The 17,211-nt window shown below is 63.8% G+C and carries 21 protein-coding genes; 9 read left to right on the forward strand and 12 right to left on the reverse strand.

All coding sequences use genetic code 11. From position 1 onward, the window contains the following. Positions 1 to 27: 27 nt before the first annotated feature. From KVY23_RS13235 to KVY23_RS13265, 7 genes are all read right to left on the reverse strand, one after another. Positions 28 to 942 carry an NAD(P)-dependent oxidoreductase gene (locus tag KVY23_RS13235; protein ID WP_230556854.1) on the reverse strand — a complete coding sequence of 305 codons (915 nt, stop codon included), beginning with the start codon at positions 940 to 942 and terminating at the stop codon, positions 28 to 30. Then, positions 939 to 2,381 (reverse strand): four-carbon acid sugar kinase family protein, encoded by a 1,443-nt coding sequence (locus tag KVY23_RS13240; protein ID WP_230556855.1) that lies wholly within the window; start codon positions 2,379 to 2,381, stop codon positions 939 to 941. Before KVY23_RS13240 ends, KVY23_RS13235 begins: the two co-directional genes overlap by 4 nt. 83 nt (positions 2,382 to 2,464) lie before the next feature. Further along, a complete protein-coding gene (locus tag KVY23_RS13245; RefSeq protein ID WP_230556856.1) occupies positions 2,465 to 3,175 on the reverse strand; it encodes a FadR/GntR family transcriptional regulator in 711 nt (236 codons plus the stop codon). 84 nt (positions 3,176 to 3,259) lie between these two features. After that, entirely contained in the window at positions 3,260 to 3,874 is a 615-nt protein-coding gene (locus tag KVY23_RS13250; protein WP_230556857.1) for a hypothetical protein, read from the reverse strand. Positions 3,875 to 3,986: 112 nt separating this feature from the next. After that, positions 3,987 to 4,274 carry a Rho termination factor N-terminal domain-containing protein gene (locus tag KVY23_RS13255; protein ID WP_075838140.1) on the reverse strand — a complete coding sequence of 96 codons (288 nt, stop codon included), beginning with the start codon at positions 4,272 to 4,274 and terminating at the stop codon, positions 3,987 to 3,989. Between the two features lie 317 nt (positions 4,275 to 4,591). Beyond that, positions 4,592 to 5,107, reverse strand: coding sequence for a CsbD family protein (locus tag KVY23_RS13260; RefSeq protein ID WP_230556858.1), 516 nt, complete (start codon positions 5,105 to 5,107; stop codon positions 4,592 to 4,594). 144 nt (positions 5,108 to 5,251) lie between these two features. Further along, positions 5,252 to 6,352: a ferredoxin--NADP reductase gene (locus tag KVY23_RS13265; RefSeq protein WP_230556859.1), complete on the reverse strand. Its 1,101-nt coding sequence runs from the start codon at positions 6,350 to 6,352 to the stop codon at positions 5,252 to 5,254. A gap of 214 nt (positions 6,353 to 6,566) precedes the next feature. Between KVY23_RS13265 and KVY23_RS13270 the strand changes: the two genes are divergently transcribed. From KVY23_RS13270 to KVY23_RS13300, 7 genes are all read left to right on the forward strand, one after another. Further along, positions 6,567 to 7,454, forward strand: coding sequence for an alpha/beta hydrolase (locus KVY23_RS13270; protein ID WP_230556861.1), 888 nt, complete (start codon positions 6,567 to 6,569; stop codon positions 7,452 to 7,454). Between the two features lie 73 nt (positions 7,455 to 7,527). Beyond that, positions 7,528 to 8,262, forward strand: a complete 735-nt coding sequence (locus tag KVY23_RS13275) for a MerR family transcriptional regulator (protein ID WP_230556863.1) — start codon at positions 7,528 to 7,530, stop codon at positions 8,260 to 8,262. Beyond that, on the forward strand, positions 8,259 to 9,512 hold the full coding sequence (locus KVY23_RS13280) for an APC family permease (protein ID WP_230556864.1): 1,254 nt from the start codon (positions 8,259 to 8,261) through the stop codon (positions 9,510 to 9,512). Before KVY23_RS13275 ends, KVY23_RS13280 begins: the two co-directional genes overlap by 4 nt. A 51-nt stretch (positions 9,513 to 9,563) precedes the next feature. Continuing rightward, a complete protein-coding gene (locus KVY23_RS13285; protein ID WP_230556865.1) occupies positions 9,564 to 9,896 on the forward strand; it encodes a cupin domain-containing protein in 333 nt (110 codons plus the stop codon). Positions 9,897 to 9,960: 64 nt separating this feature from the next. Next, positions 9,961 to 10,296 (forward strand): TfoX/Sxy family protein, encoded by a 336-nt coding sequence (locus KVY23_RS13290; RefSeq protein WP_230556867.1) that lies wholly within the window; start codon positions 9,961 to 9,963, stop codon positions 10,294 to 10,296. 44 nt (positions 10,297 to 10,340) lie between these two features. Next, complete coding sequence (locus KVY23_RS13295; protein ID WP_230556869.1) at positions 10,341 to 10,700, forward strand: hypothetical protein; 360 nt, start codon at positions 10,341 to 10,343, stop codon at positions 10,698 to 10,700. A gap of 92 nt (positions 10,701 to 10,792) precedes the next feature. Continuing rightward, positions 10,793 to 11,251, forward strand: a complete 459-nt coding sequence (locus KVY23_RS13300; protein ID WP_230556871.1) for an SRPBCC domain-containing protein — start codon at positions 10,793 to 10,795, stop codon at positions 11,249 to 11,251. A gap of 160 nt (positions 11,252 to 11,411) precedes the next feature. Here the strand turns inward: KVY23_RS13300 and KVY23_RS13305 are convergent, their stop codons facing one another. From KVY23_RS13305 to KVY23_RS13315, 3 genes are read right to left on the reverse strand one after another with little or no spacing between them, the layout of a single operon-like run. Next, complete coding sequence (locus KVY23_RS13305) at positions 11,412 to 11,924, reverse strand: TetR/AcrR family transcriptional regulator (protein ID WP_230556873.1); 513 nt, start codon at positions 11,922 to 11,924, stop codon at positions 11,412 to 11,414. Positions 11,925 to 11,963: 39 nt separating this feature from the next. Further along, complete coding sequence (locus tag KVY23_RS13310; protein WP_230556875.1) at positions 11,964 to 13,430, reverse strand: YdiU family protein; 1,467 nt, start codon at positions 13,428 to 13,430, stop codon at positions 11,964 to 11,966. Positions 13,431 to 13,469: 39 nt separating this feature from the next. Further along, a complete protein-coding gene (locus tag KVY23_RS13315) occupies positions 13,470 to 13,748 on the reverse strand; it encodes a putative quinol monooxygenase (protein ID WP_230556877.1) in 279 nt (92 codons plus the stop codon). Positions 13,749 to 13,882: 134 nt separating this feature from the next. Here KVY23_RS13315 and KVY23_RS13320 point away from each other — a divergent pair, with 134 nt between their 5' ends. Further along, positions 13,883 to 14,191 (forward strand): hypothetical protein, encoded by a 309-nt coding sequence (locus tag KVY23_RS13320; RefSeq protein ID WP_230556879.1) that lies wholly within the window; start codon positions 13,883 to 13,885, stop codon positions 14,189 to 14,191. Here the strand turns inward: KVY23_RS13320 and KVY23_RS13325 are convergent. Both KVY23_RS13325 and KVY23_RS13330 read right to left on the reverse strand, forming a co-directional pair. Then, the gene (locus tag KVY23_RS13325) at positions 14,175 to 14,570 is read right to left on the reverse strand and encodes a tautomerase family protein (RefSeq protein ID WP_230556880.1); all 396 of its coding nucleotides are present in this window, start codon (positions 14,568 to 14,570) and stop codon (positions 14,175 to 14,177) included. The genes KVY23_RS13320 and KVY23_RS13325 overlap by 17 nt on opposite strands. A 58-nt stretch (positions 14,571 to 14,628) precedes the next feature. After that, positions 14,629 to 15,390: an SDR family NAD(P)-dependent oxidoreductase gene (locus tag KVY23_RS13330; protein ID WP_206511614.1), complete on the reverse strand. Its 762-nt coding sequence runs from the start codon at positions 15,388 to 15,390 to the stop codon at positions 14,629 to 14,631. A gap of 306 nt (positions 15,391 to 15,696) precedes the next feature. Here KVY23_RS13330 and KVY23_RS13335 point away from each other — a divergent pair, with 306 nt between their 5' ends. Then, positions 15,697 to 17,205, forward strand: a complete 1,509-nt coding sequence (locus KVY23_RS13335) for a SulP family inorganic anion transporter (protein ID WP_230556882.1) — start codon at positions 15,697 to 15,699, stop codon at positions 17,203 to 17,205. The last annotated feature ends 6 nt before the right edge of the window (positions 17,206 to 17,211 follow it).

The raw sequence follows: 17,211 nt of genomic DNA on the forward strand, positions 1-17,211 counted from the left end.
CTGTCCGTGCCGCGGACTTCGAAAGTGCTACCTGGCAGGTCTGTTCGGCGCGACGGCACGGATCACGGCGGAGTCGTCCTCGCCGCCGAGCCCGTGCGCTTGCCCGGTCAGGTACAGCTGTTCCGCCGCGCTCGCGACCGGCGTGGCCAGGCCGAGACCGCGCGCGGCGGTAGTGACGATGCCCATGTCCTTGACGAAGATGTCCAGGCGGCTCAACACCTCGGCACCGCCCTCCTCGTAGGCTTCGAGGATGCGCGGTCCGCGGTTACCGAGCATGAATGATGCTGCAGCGCCGCTCTGTAACGCATCGAGAGTGCGGGCCGGATCGAGCCCGAGCGAGTCGGCGAGAGCCAGCGCCTCGGCCGCGGCCGCGATGTGAACGCCGCACAGCAGCTGGTTCACCGTCTTCATGGCCTGACCGTCGCCGGGGTTGTCGCCGACCACGACGAGCGTCGATGACAGCGCATCGAGCACCGTCTGGCAGCGGCGCCTGGCCTCGGGAGTTCCGCCGACCACGACGAGCAGATCACCCGACCCCGCGCGAACGGGACCACCGGACAGGGGTGCGTCGACGAGGTCGACGCCGAGGTCAGCGAGCTGCGCTGCGGCAGCCTTGACGGGTTCGATACCAACGGTGCTCGTCATCAAGACGACGGCTCCAGTTCGCAGTGACGATGCAATACCTGCTGTGCCGAACAGAACGTCATCGAGCTGGGCGCCGTTGCGGACTGCCAGTAGCACTACATCGGCATCCGTGGCCGCAGCTGCGCCGTTGGTGTGAGTGGTGATCCCGCACTCGTCGGCGAGGCTCGAACGTTCACCGTTCGGGTCGAAGCCGTGCACCTGCGCCACTGTCGCGAGGTGGCGTGCCATCGGTAAACCCATGGCTCCGAGTCCGAGGACGGCAACGCGGGTCTGGGCTCGGCTCTGACTGTCGTTCATGAGTGACCTTTCCTCGATAGAGTGCGCACAACGTCGGTCAGCGATGTTGTGCCGCCGACATTGCCGGCAAAGACGATGTAGGGAATACCCTCCCCTGGGCCATCTTTCGGCTCCCACAGGGAGACGATCCCCGGGAGCATGGGCCCTTTTGCGATCGCTCGGCTCATGCCGAGTCCGTGCGCGGCGAGATCGGAGGACGTTATTCCTCCTTTCGCAATGACGAACCGTGGCGCGCGTACTCCGAGGACGGTGCGAACGACATGTACGAGCGCAGCCGAAACCTGACGGGAGATATCGAGACTCTCGGCGCCATCGCCGGTCTTGACCAGCTTTCGGGATGTACTGAGTACCACCGTCCGGTCGGCCAACGCACTGCCGACGGCCTCCACCACTTCCGCCAGATGCGCCTCGCGCCGCTGTGGGTCGATCACCGTGGGGACGTCGAGAACCACCGAGGTTTGCTCGATATTGCTGGCAGCGAGGTCGTCGAGCTGGCGGGTGGTGAGCCCGACATGTGATCCGACCACCACGAGTCCTTCTGAGTCAGTATCACTTCCATCCGGAAAGACCTCGGTCGCAGTGAGCGGTTGCCGTGGTTCTTGGCCGATCAGGCCTCGGACGAAAGGCGGGCCGGCTCGGTAGACGAAGCGCTGGCCGCGGCTCTGAGCCAAGTGAATCCCGAGCGCTACCTCGCGCAGGTCCTCCTCGACCACCATGTCGACGATCACTGGGGCAGCGGCGCGTGCTGCTCCGAGCAGTGCGGCGACGCCCGCCGCGCCTTTGCCTCGAATCGTGTGCAGGTCGAGGTGAATAACATCGACCGCGCAGTTTCGTCCTGCCGTCTTCTCTTCCACCCATGCAGCAAGACCCGAGGAGGCATATCCGAATGTCGCGTCACGAGCGAATTCGGTCTCCGCGGCAGGCACCGCGCGACCGCCGAGATGGGGATCGAGGAAGTAGTGGACGCCGTCGACCGTGACGCGTCCCGCGTCGGGAAAAGCGGGAGCGATGATGACGCCGTCGATGTCGGGGCCACCGAACGCCTCGACCTCCTCGACGAGGGTGTCGGTCTCGAGAGGGAAGTGCCCCCTCAGGGTGGAATCACTTCGCGAGACAAAGGAGATCTCGACGCCGAGCCGCTTCGCAACCGACTGTGCAGCGCGGGCGACTTCACGGTTGCGCTGCTCGGCTGCGTCGGGGTCGAGACTGCGCGTGTTGGTGAGGACATAGAGCGCGGGTACGCGCTGCGACAAGGCCCACTCCAGATCGTCCTCGTCCCAGCGCGTGAGGACAGGAAGGTCATGAATCGACTGGGTGCCGGTCGGGTCGTCGTCGAGAACCACCAGCACTGGCGCAGCGCTGGCCGCGTCACGGACCGTCGCCGCACTCACATCCCGCGCGGGTGCGTGGTGCGCGATCAGTTCATCGAGTGTGGGCATGCCGCCTCCGCATTGTTAGACATCAGATGTCAGACATCTTGCAATGTGATGCGCATCATGTCAAGAATCAAGTCAGGCGACCGTCACACCTTGCGGTCGGAAATCACAAAGGCACGCAGGTCGTCGAGGGTCTGTTGCATGTGATCGGCCATCGCCGACCGTGTCTGCTCGGGATCGGAGTTCGACATCGCCTCCACGATCCTCTCGTGCATGACGATGGCGTTGCTCTGAATCTCCGGCACTGCCGAGGTCTCGCGTCGGGTCTGTGCCAAGAGTCGGCGCACCGGGTCGTATACGGCAGGAACCAAGAGGTTTCCCGACGCCGCCAGGATGACGTCGTGAAATGCGAGATCGGCTTCGACGAATCCGTCGAGGTCCCCCGCATCGTGAGTCGTCCGCATCCGTTCGAGGTGCCCGCGCAAGGCGTCGACGTCGTCGTCGGTGCAGCGTGATCCGGCAAGCTCAGCGGCCCCGACCTCGATGATGCGCCTCATCTCCAGCATCTGAATCGACACCTCGTGCGCATGTCCATTGGCCGCGGCCGCCCGAACCACGGCGTCGATCGAAGTCCACTCGCTCACTTCGTTCACGTAGGTCCCTTTGCCCCGCACAGCAGTCAGGACGTTGATCGCCGCCAACTGCTTCAACGCTTCTCGCACCGTCAACCGAGAAACATCGAACTGGTTCCCGATCTCGGTTTCCGAGGGGAGCATCGTGCCCGGAGGGAGATCGCCGGAGACGATGCGCTCCAGAACGTCGTTGGAGACCACCGACACCAACGAATCACGCGCCATGAAGCTGGCCCCCTCGGTCGAAGGTGGTGCGCGCGGAATGTGTCATATGGCGACTATAGGACCCGTCGACGCGTCGAACCGCACTCACAGCTGGTTGCGAATACCGGCTTCCCGTTCGAGCTGCGCGGTCTCGTGGTCGAGGTCCCCGCCGGGCGCGCCGTCGCCACGGAAGACGGGGATCACTGGTCGGTGGTGAGCGTCCTCGAGCGCGAAGGCGAGGGCCGCGTAGAAGCTGAGGGCAGCGAGAGCGATGCCGGTCCAGCCTGCGATTGCCATCCACTGTGAGATGCCGCTGGTTTCGGCGATCCCTGTGACGATGTAGCGCGTGCCGCTCAGAATCATCACTGCCGCTGCGAGCTTCTTGGCCATTCCGGCGGCCGCGGGGATGAAGATGACCAGCCCCGACAGGATCAGAAGAATGCCGAGCCCCGAACTGGTTGCACCAGGTTCACCGAGAAGTGTTGATACCCCGATCATTCCCCAGGTTCCGGTCAGTATGCCCATGCCGGTGCCGGCGATGGGATCGCGGGCAAGGAAGCCGAACACGCAGGCAACGAGCTGAACGGGGACGGCGAACGCCAACACCGCAGCAGTGATGATCTTGCCTTGATCGGCCGCGACCCAGTCGAGTTGGAGCACACTGAAAGCTGCAGTTCCGAAGAAGAGGCCAATGAAGCCCAGCGGGAGTGGAGTACCCATCGGCCGCAGTACCACGCGAATGCGGTCTGCTGAATTCCCCTGCGAGGCGGGCGCTTCCTGGTTGGTACTCAATTCGATATGCCCTTCAGTCGAGAAGCGGCCGCGAAGTAGGTCAGTGCTCGCGGAGTGTGCCGATCAGCTCGTCCTTCTTCATCTTCGAGTACCCCTCGATGCCCAACTCCTTGGCGCGATCGGTCAGTTCGTCGACGGTCCACTCCTCGTACGACGGCGACTCGCCGCCCTTCTTGCCGATCTCGCTGCGGCCTTGGTTGGCGGCGGCGTTCGAGATGCGGGCTGCCTTCTCTTTGGAGTTGCCCTCGTCGCGCAACTTTTCGTAGAGGTCTTGGTCTTTCAACTGCGGTTGATCATCGGAACCAGATGAACTGCTCTGCGTCGGCATGGTTCGATCCTTCCGTTATCGCGTCCAGGTGCATGTCAGCGTTACCCGGCACAACGATCGGCAAACGACCGAACCGCGACCTGCCGAAGTCACACGGCAAGCGGAATGACAGTTCCCGACATACAGCGAATGGGTTCCTGGTCTTCATCGCCAGTCCCTGGGCTATGGGTTGGCTCATGATTACTCCCCTACCAAGGGTGCGGTGGGCCCGCATCGCTGTGCAGCATTTCCCACACGAGGGCGAACCAGCGCCCGCTTATCGCGGCCTGGTTCGCCCTGCCCTCCCGCTGGGGATCACGCGCTGAAGTCCGCGTAGGTCAGCGAAGCTTCTTCGCGGCGCGGGCGACCTTACGTACGGCGCGCTTCGACGGTGTGCGCGTCTGAGCGGCCTTGCGGCGACGATTGCGGCATGCGTAGAACAGCACCAGGGCGGCGGCTGCGGTCGCGACGGCGATCAGCGGGGTGCGGTTGTCTTTCGTAACTTCGACGAGGGATTCTGTGTCGACTTCACGAGCCTTCGTCGCTGCGGTGTCAGCGATGTCTGCTGCCGAGTCGACGGCGTTGGATGCGGTCCTGGTGGCGGCATCGGCTACCTTCTCCGCGGCCTTCTCGGCTTGCTCGGAGACGTCCTGCGCGACCTCGGAGGCCTGCTCGCCGAGCTTTTCAGCACCATCGGAAACGGCGTCCGCGGCCTGATGGGCATTGGCTTCGACCTGGTCGGTGGCACCGTCACTGCGCAGGTCATCGTTGCCAGTGGCTTCGCCGACCTTCTCCTTCGCGGTGCCCGCGGTTTCTGCTGCCATGTGCTTTGCCTTCTCGACGTAATCTGCCATCGGACTTCCTTCTTTCTCTCGTGGGCACTGAGGTGGAGCAGTAGTTCGTGCAGCTGTGTATAGGTCCTACAGAATCGGTTCAAACGTACGTTTCGAAACCGTGATGTGGCTTACTGAGCACCACCAGCCGGGGCAACTTCTCGATCAGCGGTCGAAGACCACATGGACCGCGCCGGTGTCGGGAGTGGACTGACAGGCGAGCCGGACGCCCTGGTCGATCTCGTAATCGTCCAATGTCTCGTTGGCAGCCATGGTCACTGCGCCCTCGGTGACCGTGCACGCGCATCCGCCGCAGGTACCTTCCCGGCAGACGTAGGGCGGATCGAGGCCGAGTTCGAGGAGTCGGTCGAGGAGTTTGGTGTCCTTCGGCCAGTCGAAATCGGTGGTGACGCCGTCCAGTTCGACTGTTCCCGAGGTGACCTCGCCGGATGTGGCGGTGCTTGCGGGTACCGGCCCGGGGTCGTCGAAGGGATTTGCCGAGAACGAGGCGAACACCTCTCGATGCAGATGCGTCACGCGGTCACCGAAACCGCGAAGCCAGTCCTCGGCGACGTTCATGAACGGCTCCGGGCCACACAGCAGCCCCTCGCTGGCGGAGTCGATCCGCAGTGGCAACGACGCCAAACCGGCGCGGCTGGGTAGGCCCGCCTCCGATTCGATCCAGTGGTGCACATCGAAGCGGTCCGGGTACTGCTCGCCAAGCTCGGCGAGTCGGTCGGCGAAGATGATCGACTCTCGCGACTTGTTCGCGTAGACGAGCGTGAGGTGTTGATGGTGCTGAGCAAGAGCGGTTTTGATGATCGACATCATCGGTGTGATGCCGCTTCCCGCTGCCACGAGAACCAGGTCGGTGTGCCAACTCCTCGGGCCGAAAACGCCGGCGGGCCGCAGGGCGTTGATGCGCATTCCGGGTACCGCGTTGTCATGCAGCCACTGTGAACCACGTCCTCCCGCAATGCGTTTGACGGTCACCGTGGGCATTGGGTCACAACCGGGCGAGCTGGAGAACGAGTAGCAGCGTGCCACGGATTCGTCAGGGGAACATGGGATCTGCAGCGTCAAGAACTGTCCGGGCGCGTAGGCGAAGTCGGATGCGACCTCGAAACTCAGTGACAGTGAGTCGGTGGTCTCACGCCTGACATGCTTGATTTCGAGTGCGAGGCGCTGGGACCCTCCGGTTGCACCGAGTGGCGTCGTGTCCGCCGATGCGGAGTCCGATCGCGAGGTACGGCGGAATGGCTTCATGCGACCCCTTTCTGATCCGATGAGGCGTCCATCACCCTTGCATACTTAACCACTGATGAATAGACCATTGACAAATGGCACATAGATACGTAACTGTCATTTTGTGATACCGACTACTTCCAGCACTGCAATCCCGCAGGTCCCGCGGTGTTCATCAGCCCGCGCACGGGTTGCAGCGGGCCTGACTCGGGTCGCGCTACGCCCAGTCACCGACGTGCTTCCCGTCAATCGCGCGGGCCTCTGGTTCTCCCGACGCCTCGTCGCCACCTCGATGGGCCTGCTCGGTCCCGTCGTCGAGGGGACAACGACCACCCGGGTCGACAAGGGCCCGGTTCGCGGCGAGTGGGTGTGTGCACCCGGGGTCGAACGCAGCGGACGAGTGATTCTCTACCTTCACGGGAGCGCGTACGTCATCTGCTCGGCGCGCACACACCGCGGTCTCGCATCATCACTGTCGAAGGCCACGGGACTCGCAGTGTTCACCGTCGACTACCGGCTCGCCCCTGAATACGCGTTTCCCGCCGCTGCCGACGACATCGAATCGGCCTACCGCTGGCTCCTCGCCGCAGGTCACGCAGCCGAGGACATCGTCGTGGCCGGCGATTCCGCGGGCGGCCATCTCGCCGTCGACCTGCTCATCGAGAACGATCGATCTCGAATGCCACAACCGGGAGCGATGGTTCTGTTCTCACCCCTCATCGATCTCCGCTTCGAGCTGGCATCCGCGCAGGAGCGCGGCAGAAAGGATCCGATGATCTCCGCGGCGGCGGCGCGGAAGATGGTCGAGATGTACACCGGCGACCACCCGGCAGATTTACCGCGACTGCGGCTGCAACTTCCTCGCATCGACAGGCTGCCACCAACGCTGATACAGGTCGGAGGCGCCGAAATGCTCGTCGCAGACGCTCGATACCTGCACAACATGATTCGGCAGTCCGGCGGTAGCAGCACGTTGGAGATCTGGCCGGATCAGATGCACGTCTTCCAAGCCCTCCCCCGACTCGTTCCTGAAGCCACACAGGCGCTGAGGCGGGCAGCGACATTCGCCGCACAACAACCCGAGCACCGCGATGAAGCAGTTCGAGAGCGTCGGAAAACGTAGTCCCGGGACGCGTTCGTCGACCCGATCACGTCTATCCTGTGATGGGTGACGCGCGGAAGAGACGAGGGGACCGTTGGAGTACCGGATAGACGACTTGGCGCGTGAGGCCTCGACCACGTCGCGCAACGTTCGCGCATACCAGGAGCGCGGGTTGCTACCACCACCGACGCTGCGAGGCCGGGTAGGCATTTACGGCGACGAACATCTGACGCGCCTGAAGGTCATCGATTCGCTTCTGCAGCGCGGGTTCACCTCCACTCATATCGCCGATTTCCTCGCTGGCTGGGAACAGGGCAAGGACATGGGCGAAATACTCGGTCTTCAAGAAATCGTGACCCGCAAGTGGTCGTCCAACGACGTCAAATCGATCCCCCTCGACACGGTCGAAGAATTCCTGGGCATCCGCAGCACCGAAATCGTCGATCGACTGGTCGCGTCCGGACTCGTCCGAATCGAGGGCGACCAGTGCGAGATTCTCGACCCCGTACTTCTCGAGTCGTTCATCGACATGAACGAGTACGGTTTCACCCTCGAGCAACTGCTCGATCTTCACGAAACCACGGCTACGTCGATGAACACGATCGCCGAATCGATGATCGAGGCCGTGGCCCAACACCTCATCGCGCAGCATGGACCGGGTTGGATGCCACAGAACGACGAAATCGCCGACACGATCCAGATGTTCGAGAAGATGCGACGGCTCGCACTGGAGTCCTCGCAGGCCGAACTGGCGCGGGCATTGGACCGAGTGCAAGAGCGGGCACTGAACGAGCATCTGTACCAAACTCTGTCGCGAACGTCGGAATGAAATCCAGCGCCCCCCTCGCCCGCCGGCTCGGGCTGGGTGACGCTGTCGTCATCGGGGTCGGATCGATGGTCGGGGCCGGTGTCTTCGCTGTCTTCGCTCCCGCATCCGCCGCGGCCGGTGCGGGTTTGCTCATCGGACTGGCCATCGCCGCAATCGTCGCGTTCTGCAACGCAACCTCGAGCGCCCAACTCGCCGCCCGGTACCCGACCTCGGGCGGGACCTACATCTACGGACGTGAACAGCTCGGGCAGTGGCCAGGCTTTCTCGCCGGGTGGAGCTTCGTGATCGGCAAGACCGCGAGCTGCGCGGCCATGGCATTGACCTTCGCGACCTACACGGCACCCGACGGCTACACCAAGCCCGTTGCAGTGGCAGCGATCATCGCGTTGACCGCCGTGAACTACTTCGGCGTCACTCGCACCGCCGGGCTCACAAGAATCCTTGTCACCATCGTGCTGGTGATTCTGGCCGGCACAGTCGTCCTCGCCCTCACCGGCCCGCGAGCCTCCGGCGGCATCGATCCAGCGATGCTCACCGACGCAGGTTGGTACGCCATCTTGCAGTCCGCAGGCCTGCTGTTCTTCGCCTTCGCCGGTTACGCGCGCATCGCGACCATGGGCGAGGAAGTCATCCACCCCGAGCGGACCATCCCGCGCGCCATCGTCACCGCGCTGGGCATCGCACTGGGCGTCTACGTCGTCGTGGCCGTGACGGTTCTGCTCGTTCTCGGGCCCGACCGACTCGCCACGTCCACAGCCCCGCTCGTCGACGTCGTCACCGCAGCCGGCCAGGCCTGGGCCACGCCCGTGGTGCGCGTCGGCGCCGGAGTGGCCGCGCTGGGAGCCTTGCTGGCGCTGATCGCCGGCGTCGGGCGCACGTCGTTGGCGATGGCCCGGCACGGGGATCTGCCGTCGTACCTGACCGCTGTGCACCCGAAATACTCGGTGCCACACCACGCCGAGATCACGCTCGCTGTCGTCGTCAGCATCTTGATCGTCACCATCGATCTCCGCGACGCCATCGGGTTCTCGTCCTTCGGTGTGCTGCTGTATTACCTGATCGCCAACGTCAGCGCGTACACCCAGGCGTCCGATCAACGCCGCTACCCGAGAGCATTTCAGCTGCTCGGGGCACTTGGCTGCCTGACGCTGGCTGCGACATTGCCTGTCACCTCGATCGCTGTCGGAATCGCAGTGCTGATCGTCGGTGTCGGCTTCCGTGCTCTTCGAATCCGACGACACCCCGCGTAGTCATGTGAAAGCCTGACTCGTGTGCCGACCGGTGGCATCGAAGGAGCACATATGGAGAAGCATTCTCTGCAGGCCCTCGCCCGAGAACAATTGGAGCGCGCGGGCCGAGCATCCAGTGGTCGATCTGCGGCCACGGTTTACGGCGGCCACGAGCACATTCTGCGGCAAACGCTGATTGCTCTTCTTGCGGGACACTCGTTGAGCGAGCACGAAAACCCAGGTGAGGCTACGGTGCAAGTACTCCACGGACGGGTACGTCTGACCGCGGCAGACAACGCATGGGAGGGCCGGGACGGCGCTCTCATTGTGGTGCCGCAGTCAACGCATGCGCTCGAGGCCATCGAGGATTCCGTCGTGTTGTTGACGGTTGCGAAGCATAAATAGTTCGGCAACGACGCCCAGCACCCACACGCCACCCTTTCCTGGCGTAACCGGAAGGACTCACCCAATGGCTCGCGACTCCGAACTCACCGAACGTGTGCGCCGCGCCCTCACCGGCCACGATGTCCGCGAGACCAAGATGTTCGGTGGCCTCGCGTTCATGGTCAACGATCAGATGGTGGCGTCAGTCAAGATCGGCGGCGGGGCGCTGCTTGTCCGCGTATCGCGCGACCGCGACGCCGAATACCTCGAACGACCCGGGACCAACCGTGCGGAAATGGGCAAGGGGCGGGCTATGGGCGAAGGCTGGATCACAGTCGACGACGAGACCCTCGCCGACGACGAGCAGTTCCAGTTCTGGATCGACGCCGTCCTCGAATACAACGCAGAGCGAACCGCATAGAACGACCCGCGTTCTTGTCGGTGGTGGGTTGTACCTTCCCCGGCATGGAAGAAGTTGGGGGCTTCACCACAGCACACACGCTGTCCGACCAGGACATCGTGACCGCACTCGCGCGCATCCACACCACCGAAACCAGCTTGGCCGCATCCCGACTCGCCCTGCTCGCCGAAGCCGAACGCCGAGGACTCGCCCACAAACTCGGACACTCCTCCATCAAACGCTGGTACAGCAACGCCGTCCGCATCCCCGAAGGCAACGCCGCCCACCAAATCGCCCTCGGCTACTGGCTCGGCGCCCACCCATCCGTGGCAGAAGCACTCTCCGACGTCGCGGGTGCCGTCGGGGGGTGTTGTTGTCGCCGTTCTCATTCGGAACACCAGACCATGGCCTCAACACTGGCGTAAGCTCACGCGCACACGAGGCGGACCGCGTCCGCCACAGCGGGAAGGGTCACTGGTGAGGACTGCACACGTTCGGCCGAAGCATTGATCGTTCGATGAGCTACGGCACCGATAATCCCGCCCCGGATTCCGTCGAGGTGGGCAAGTTCCTACCTCAACCCCCGGGCGTCGTGTGGCATGCGATCACGGATCCGCCGATGCTGGAGCGATGGTTGATGAAGCCAGTCGGGTTCGACGCCGCAGTCGGAACCGGGTTCGTCTTCGCCGTCCCCACTGCGCCCACCGGGGAGATCGCCTGCGAAGTACTGAAATCGGGTCGCAACCAACGCCTCACCTACAGCTGGGTCGACCTGCGTGCGAAGCACCCGGCACGGTGGATACTCGATTGGGCTCTCTATCCCCAGGGCTGCGGTACCCGAATCATCCTGAAGCACAGCGGTTTCGATACGAACGATCGCAAACAGATGATGGCCCGGAACGCTCTCGAACGCGGATGGAGAACAGCCTTGACGCGCCTCGACGAGACGCTGGATCAAACAGCCTCACGCGGGTGAGTCTCACGTCCGGTGCATGACGCGCCTGACAACGCGATTGCCGTAGTAGAGCACTACAACCACAGGAATGAGTACCGAAAGCGCATACGGCACAACGATTGTAGCTGCAAAGACCAGAAACGCCGCCAGCGCTGGCCGACGGGAGATTCCGAAGCTCGATTCACCCATTGTTCGACACTTCACCATCGCGTCCATCCGCCGAAAGCAGCAGGCGGAGTGTCTTCTCGAGGATTTTCTCGCCGGTGGTGATCTCCGCGAATTGCAGTCCTGCCAACAGGGCGACCAACTCGCGTCCTGAGTAACCGTGGACGGCGCCCGATGCGTCGGCAACATCCGCAAACCGGCCCCGCTGCTCGTGCAGCGCCTCTGCGATTGCCGGGGAGCGCACGGACTCGATCATCAACTCGAAGCGAGTCAGTGTCTGCGAAAGACCGTCCGACGACCACTTGCCGAAAGCATCTTCTGCGTGCTCAGCCAGATCGGCCAGTTCGATGTCGGCCATTCGTTCGACCACACCCGCCACCAATTGGTCGCGGGTACGGAACCGATTCGACGTCGATCCCGGCGGCAGTCCCGCCTCGTCGTCGACCGCCCTGTAGGTAAGTCCTCGCAGCCCGGATTCCGCGATTACTCGGATCGCCGCATCCGCCAGGACGTGCACTCGCTCGCTCATAACTACAAACGTAGTCGAAAGCCGACTACATGTGTAGTCTTACGTCCCACAGAAGGTCTGGAACCCCTCGCTGAAGACGCGGGGTGCGGGCTGGGCGTACTCGGCCCACTCGTCCCGGCGGTCGAACGGGTGAGTGACAACCTCCAGCAGTTCTCGGAATGGCTCGAGATCACCATCGGTGGCGGACCGCAGCGCGGCGTCGACCCGATGGTTGCGCGGGATGTACAGCGGGTTGACGCGGTCCATCTCGTCGGCGATCTGCCGAACATCACCCTCGAGCGATCCGCGCCAGCGCTGCAACCACGGATCGATTCGGCCGGCAGGAATAATCACGCCGAGGTCCGCTGACTCGCCACGCAGCACCTCGGCGAGCGCTCGGAAGGTACCGGTCCAGTCGGCACCCTCCTCCTTCATGATCGTGAGCAGTTCGTCGACAAGTGTTCGGTCGAGCGGTCTGCCTGGCGACCCGAGCTTGGCGGCTATCCCGGCGGCGAAATAGGCGTCGTACCGCTCGACGAACGTGTCGAGGACGGCGGAGACCGCACCGATCGCGTCGTCAGGTTTCTCGGCGACGAGTGTCAGGAGCGTTTCAGCGAACCGCGCCAGGTTCCATTTCAGAACCGCAGGCTGATTGCCGTACGCGTAGCGGCCCCGGTGGTCGATCGAGCTGAACACCGCCCCGGGGTCGAATGCATCGAGGAACGCGCACGGGCCGTAGTCGATGGTCTCGCCGGAGATGGTGGTGTTGTCGGTGTTCATCACCCCGTGCACAAACCCTGCCAGCATCCACTTCGCCACCAACGATGCCTGCGCGTCGACCACGGCCTCGAAGAACGCCAGGTAGTCGCCGGCAGCGTCGGGGTAGTGACGGGCGATCGCGTAATCGGCCAGCGGTTTCAGCGCCTCGCCCTGCCGGACCGCGTACTCGAACGTGCCCACCCGGAGGTGACTCGACGCGACGCGAGCCAGGACGGCACCAGGCTCGGGACCTTCGCGTCGTACATCCCGACCTGTCGCGACCACCGATAGCGCGCGCGTGGTGGGGATTCCCAGGGCGTACATCGCCTCGCTCACCAGATACTCCCGCAGCATCGGCCCGACCACCGCAAGACCGTCCCCGCCCCGCGAGAACGGGGTACGGCCGGAACCCTTGAGATGCAAGTCGACGCGTTGACCATCCCGATTGTGCATCTCGCCGAGCAGCAGCGCGCGTCCGTCGCCCAGCATCGGCACATATCCGCCGAACTGGTGACCGGAATACGCCATCGCGACCGGGCTCGCCCCGACCGGCGGCGTCGACCCGGACAGGACGCCGACCCCATCGTCGGCGCGCAGTTCATCGATATCGAGTTGCAGCTCCGCCGCGAGTGACTCGTTCAGCACGAGCAGTGTCGGGTCGGGTGCATGTGCGCCCTGCCACGGCACCGTCAGTCCAGCTACCTCGTCGGCGAAAGTGTTCTCGAGGTTGCCGATAGCGGTGACGGGAAGTTTCGGTGTTGCGGCCATGACTCGAGCGTAGCTACACCTGCTGATCGGGGGCCGTGCTCACCGTCGCGCCGAGGCGTCGAATTCCTCGACCCGGGCATCGAGGATCGCGGCCTGCTGATCGGAGTCGGGTCCGGACCCGCGGAACGACTGCAGCGCATCCTCGGAGCTCCAGCGTTCGTAGACGTTGATCCGCGCCGGGTCGAGCAGGTCGGCTCCGATTGCGAAGTCGAGGCATCCGACGGACACCCTCGCGAGCCGAATCACGTCCTCGCACCCGCTCAGGTAGCTTTCCCGATCGGTCGGATTCACTTTCAGATATCCGGAAACAATGATCATGGAAGTACTGACCACCGTCGGTCCCAGAACTCATCGGGCCGACAACCCGGACTCTCAGCTCTGCAGCGGCGGCGGGGGCGGGGGCGGGGGCCCGCAACAGCGATACCTGCGCTTCGCTGACCTATCCTGCACCGGTGCGTTCACTTGTGCTTGTATTGATGGCCGTTGGACTGGCGGTGGGTCTGATGCCGCTGGCGTGGTACCTCATCGAACAGGTCTTCTTCGCTCCCGAGGTCGAGTACAACGGCGTCTACGAGCCGCTGCCAGGAGTGGACATGATTACCTCGAGGCAGGACTCCCTCGACTCGCCATTCGAGTTCAGGCTCGGGCTGCTGCCGTTCCTCGGTGCAGGGTTGGGCGCCGCGGTCGGCTTCGCGCTGGGCCGGCAGGGACTTCGGCTGGTCCGATCAGCCGAGCCTGGACCGATCACACCTCCACGGTGAAGCCGAGGTCGACGTCGCACGCGGCCTGCCCGCCGCGGATGCCCCAGTTGTCAGTGGTGTGACCGCGGACAACGATGGTGACATGGTCGGCCGGAATGCCGAGTTCGCCGAGCCGCCGGACGATCTCGGTATAGAGACGACGCTTGGCATCCACGGATCGCCCGGCGTAGCAGTCGATGGTCACAAGGGTGTACAGCTGCGGAAACGCGAGCGTCGGTGGCACCGCGAATCTGGCCGGATCGTGCACGAGAAGCCGAATATGCTTGTCGGTCTCCGGGATTGCGAAGGCTGTCACGAGCGCCTCGTGCACGGCGTCGATGATGGCCGTTTCGGTGGCCCGGTCGTGTGTGCAGCGAACTTCGATCAGCGAACTCGGCATGCGGGCAATGTTGCACGCATACCGATCTCGGCGCCACCGTATTTCGGAGGAATACTGCTCAGGTGATGCTGAACCCACCGTCGACGACGACGGTCTGCCCGGTGACGTATCCCGCCGCCGGTGATGCGAGCCAGATGGCGGTCGCGGCGAGCTCCTCGGGATCACCGGTGCGGCCGAGGACGAGGCGCGGCGACATGGACTCCAGGTAGCCGTCGGGGTAGGACTCCGTCATTTCCGTCTCGAAGAAGCCTGGGGCAATAGCGTTGACGCGGATGCCTTTTCGGCTTCCCCATTGCTGCGCGAGGTCGCGGGTGAGGCCGGCGATCGCAGCCTTGCTGGCCGAATACGCTGCCTGCGGCAGTCCTGCGGTGGTGATGCCGAGGATGCTGGAAATGTTGATGATGGAGCTGCCCGGTGCCATCACTCGACCACAGGCCTGCGCCGCCCAGTACGAGCCGTTCAGATTGATATCGATCACCGACCGGAACTGCTCCGGCGTCTCGCGGGTCGCCGGGACTGCGGTGCCGACGCCGGCGTTGTTGATCAGCACGTCGACCTGACCGAACTCGGCCATGGCGGCGTCGACGAGTGCACCGACCTGGTCGGGGTCGGATATGTCGGTCACCACAGGAAGAGCGGTGCCGCCGACGGATTCGACGAGCTTGGCCGTCCGGTCGAGTTTGTCGGCTCGACGCGCCGCGAGTACTACTCGTGCACCGGCTTCGGCGAATCCTGTCGCGAATGCGACGCCGAGCCCGGACGATGCGCCGGTCACGATCACTACTTTGCCGTCGATCTGGAAACGGTCGAGCACGCTCATCGAAACTCCCTGTGTGTCAATGGTGATACGGCCACCCTACGCAAGATGAGAAGTCATGCCGCTCGTCGTTCCGAGAATGATCTCGTGGAGCAGGTAGATCGGCTGCGGCGCGATTCGTCGTCGCCAGAAATCCTTCCACGGGAGTGCGAGGCGGTGTCACCGCTCATGTCGACCGCGGAGTTGTCGAAGATTTCACTTGGATCACCGCTGTCGATTCGCAACCTTCCCTCCGGTAAGAGTAGGTTTCTTTCGCGTAGCGGACGAGGTGCCGTTCACAGCCCGTGTAGTTCTGAAATGGAGTTCGCCATGTCCACATCCGCGCAGGCGCCGGTCACCGCTGTCGAAGACACGTCGGTTCTGGGTGCGTTGCGGTCGCCGCGACGCCTGAAGACCGAGATCCTGGCCGGTATCGTCGTCGCGCTGGCGTTGATCCCCGAGGCGATTTCCTTCTCCATCATCGCCGGGGTCGACCCGCGAGTGGGCCTGTTCGCGTCGTTCACGATGGCGGTGACCATTTCCATCGTCGGTGGACGCCCGGCGATGATCTCCGCCGCGACGGGTGCGATCGCCCTGGTTGTGGCTCCGCTGTCGATGGAATACGGCCTCGATTACCTGATCGCAGCGGTCATCCTCGGCGGCGTCCTGCAGATCGTCCTGTCGGTGTTGGGTGTCGCGAAGCTGATGCGGTTCATTCCGCGCAGCGTGATGGTCGGGTTCGTCAACGCGTTGGCGATCCTGATCTTCACCTCGCAGTTGCCGTACCTGATCGGCGTCCCTTGGCTGGTCTACCCGATGGTCGCGGCGGGCCTGGTCATCATGTTCTTCCTGCCGAAGCTGACGACGATCGTTCCCGCCCCGCTTGTCGCGATCGTGCTGCTCACCGTCATCACCGTCGTGTTCGCGCTTGCCGTTCCCGATGTCGGCGACGAGGGCGATCTGCCGTCCTCGCTGCCGTCGTTCCTCATCCCCGACGTACCGTTCACGCTCGACACACTGTCGATCATCGCGCCGTTCTCGCTGGCCATCGCGCTCGTCGGGCTGCTGGAGTCGCTGATGACGGCGAAACTCGTCGACGACATCACCGACACCCACTCGAACAAGACCCGCGAGGGCTGGGGCCAGGGCGTGGCCAACCTGGTCACCGGTTTCACCGGCGGCATGGGCGGTTGCGCGATGATCGGCCAGACGATGATCAACGTCAAGGTCTCGGGCGCCCGCACGCGCATCTCGACGTTCCTGGCAGGTGTTTTTCTGCTGGTGCTGGTGGTCGGACTGGGCGATATCGTGGCGCTGATCCCGATGGCCGCACTCGTCGCGGTGATGATCATGGTGTCCGTCGGCACACTGGATTGGCACAGTATCCACCCGAAGACGCTCAAGCGGATGCCGAGGAGCGAGACCCTCGTCATGGTGGCAACGGTGGTGGTGACGGTTACCACGCACAACCTGGCGTACGGCGTCGTCGTCGGCGTCATCACCGCGATGGTGCTGTTCGCTCGCCGGGTCGCGCACTTCACCGAGGTGGTGGACATCGCGCATCCCGACGAGGACACACGCGTCTACGGGGTCCGCGGTGAGCTGTTCTTCGCCTCCAGCAACGACCTCGTCTACCAGTTCGACTACATCGGTGATCCGAAGAACATCGTCATCGACATGTCCGACTCGCACATCTGGGACGCATCCACGGTGGCGACGCTCGACGCAATCACCACGAAGTACGCCGCCAAGGGCAAAACCGTCGACATCGTGGGTCTGAACAAGCCGTCGATCGAGCGGCACGACCGGTTGAGCGGCAATCTCGGAAACGAGCACTGACTCCAG

The organism is Rhodococcus sp. I2R (assembly GCF_020889545.1).
Lineage (GTDB): Bacteria > Actinomycetota > Actinomycetes > Mycobacteriales > Mycobacteriaceae > Rhodococcoides.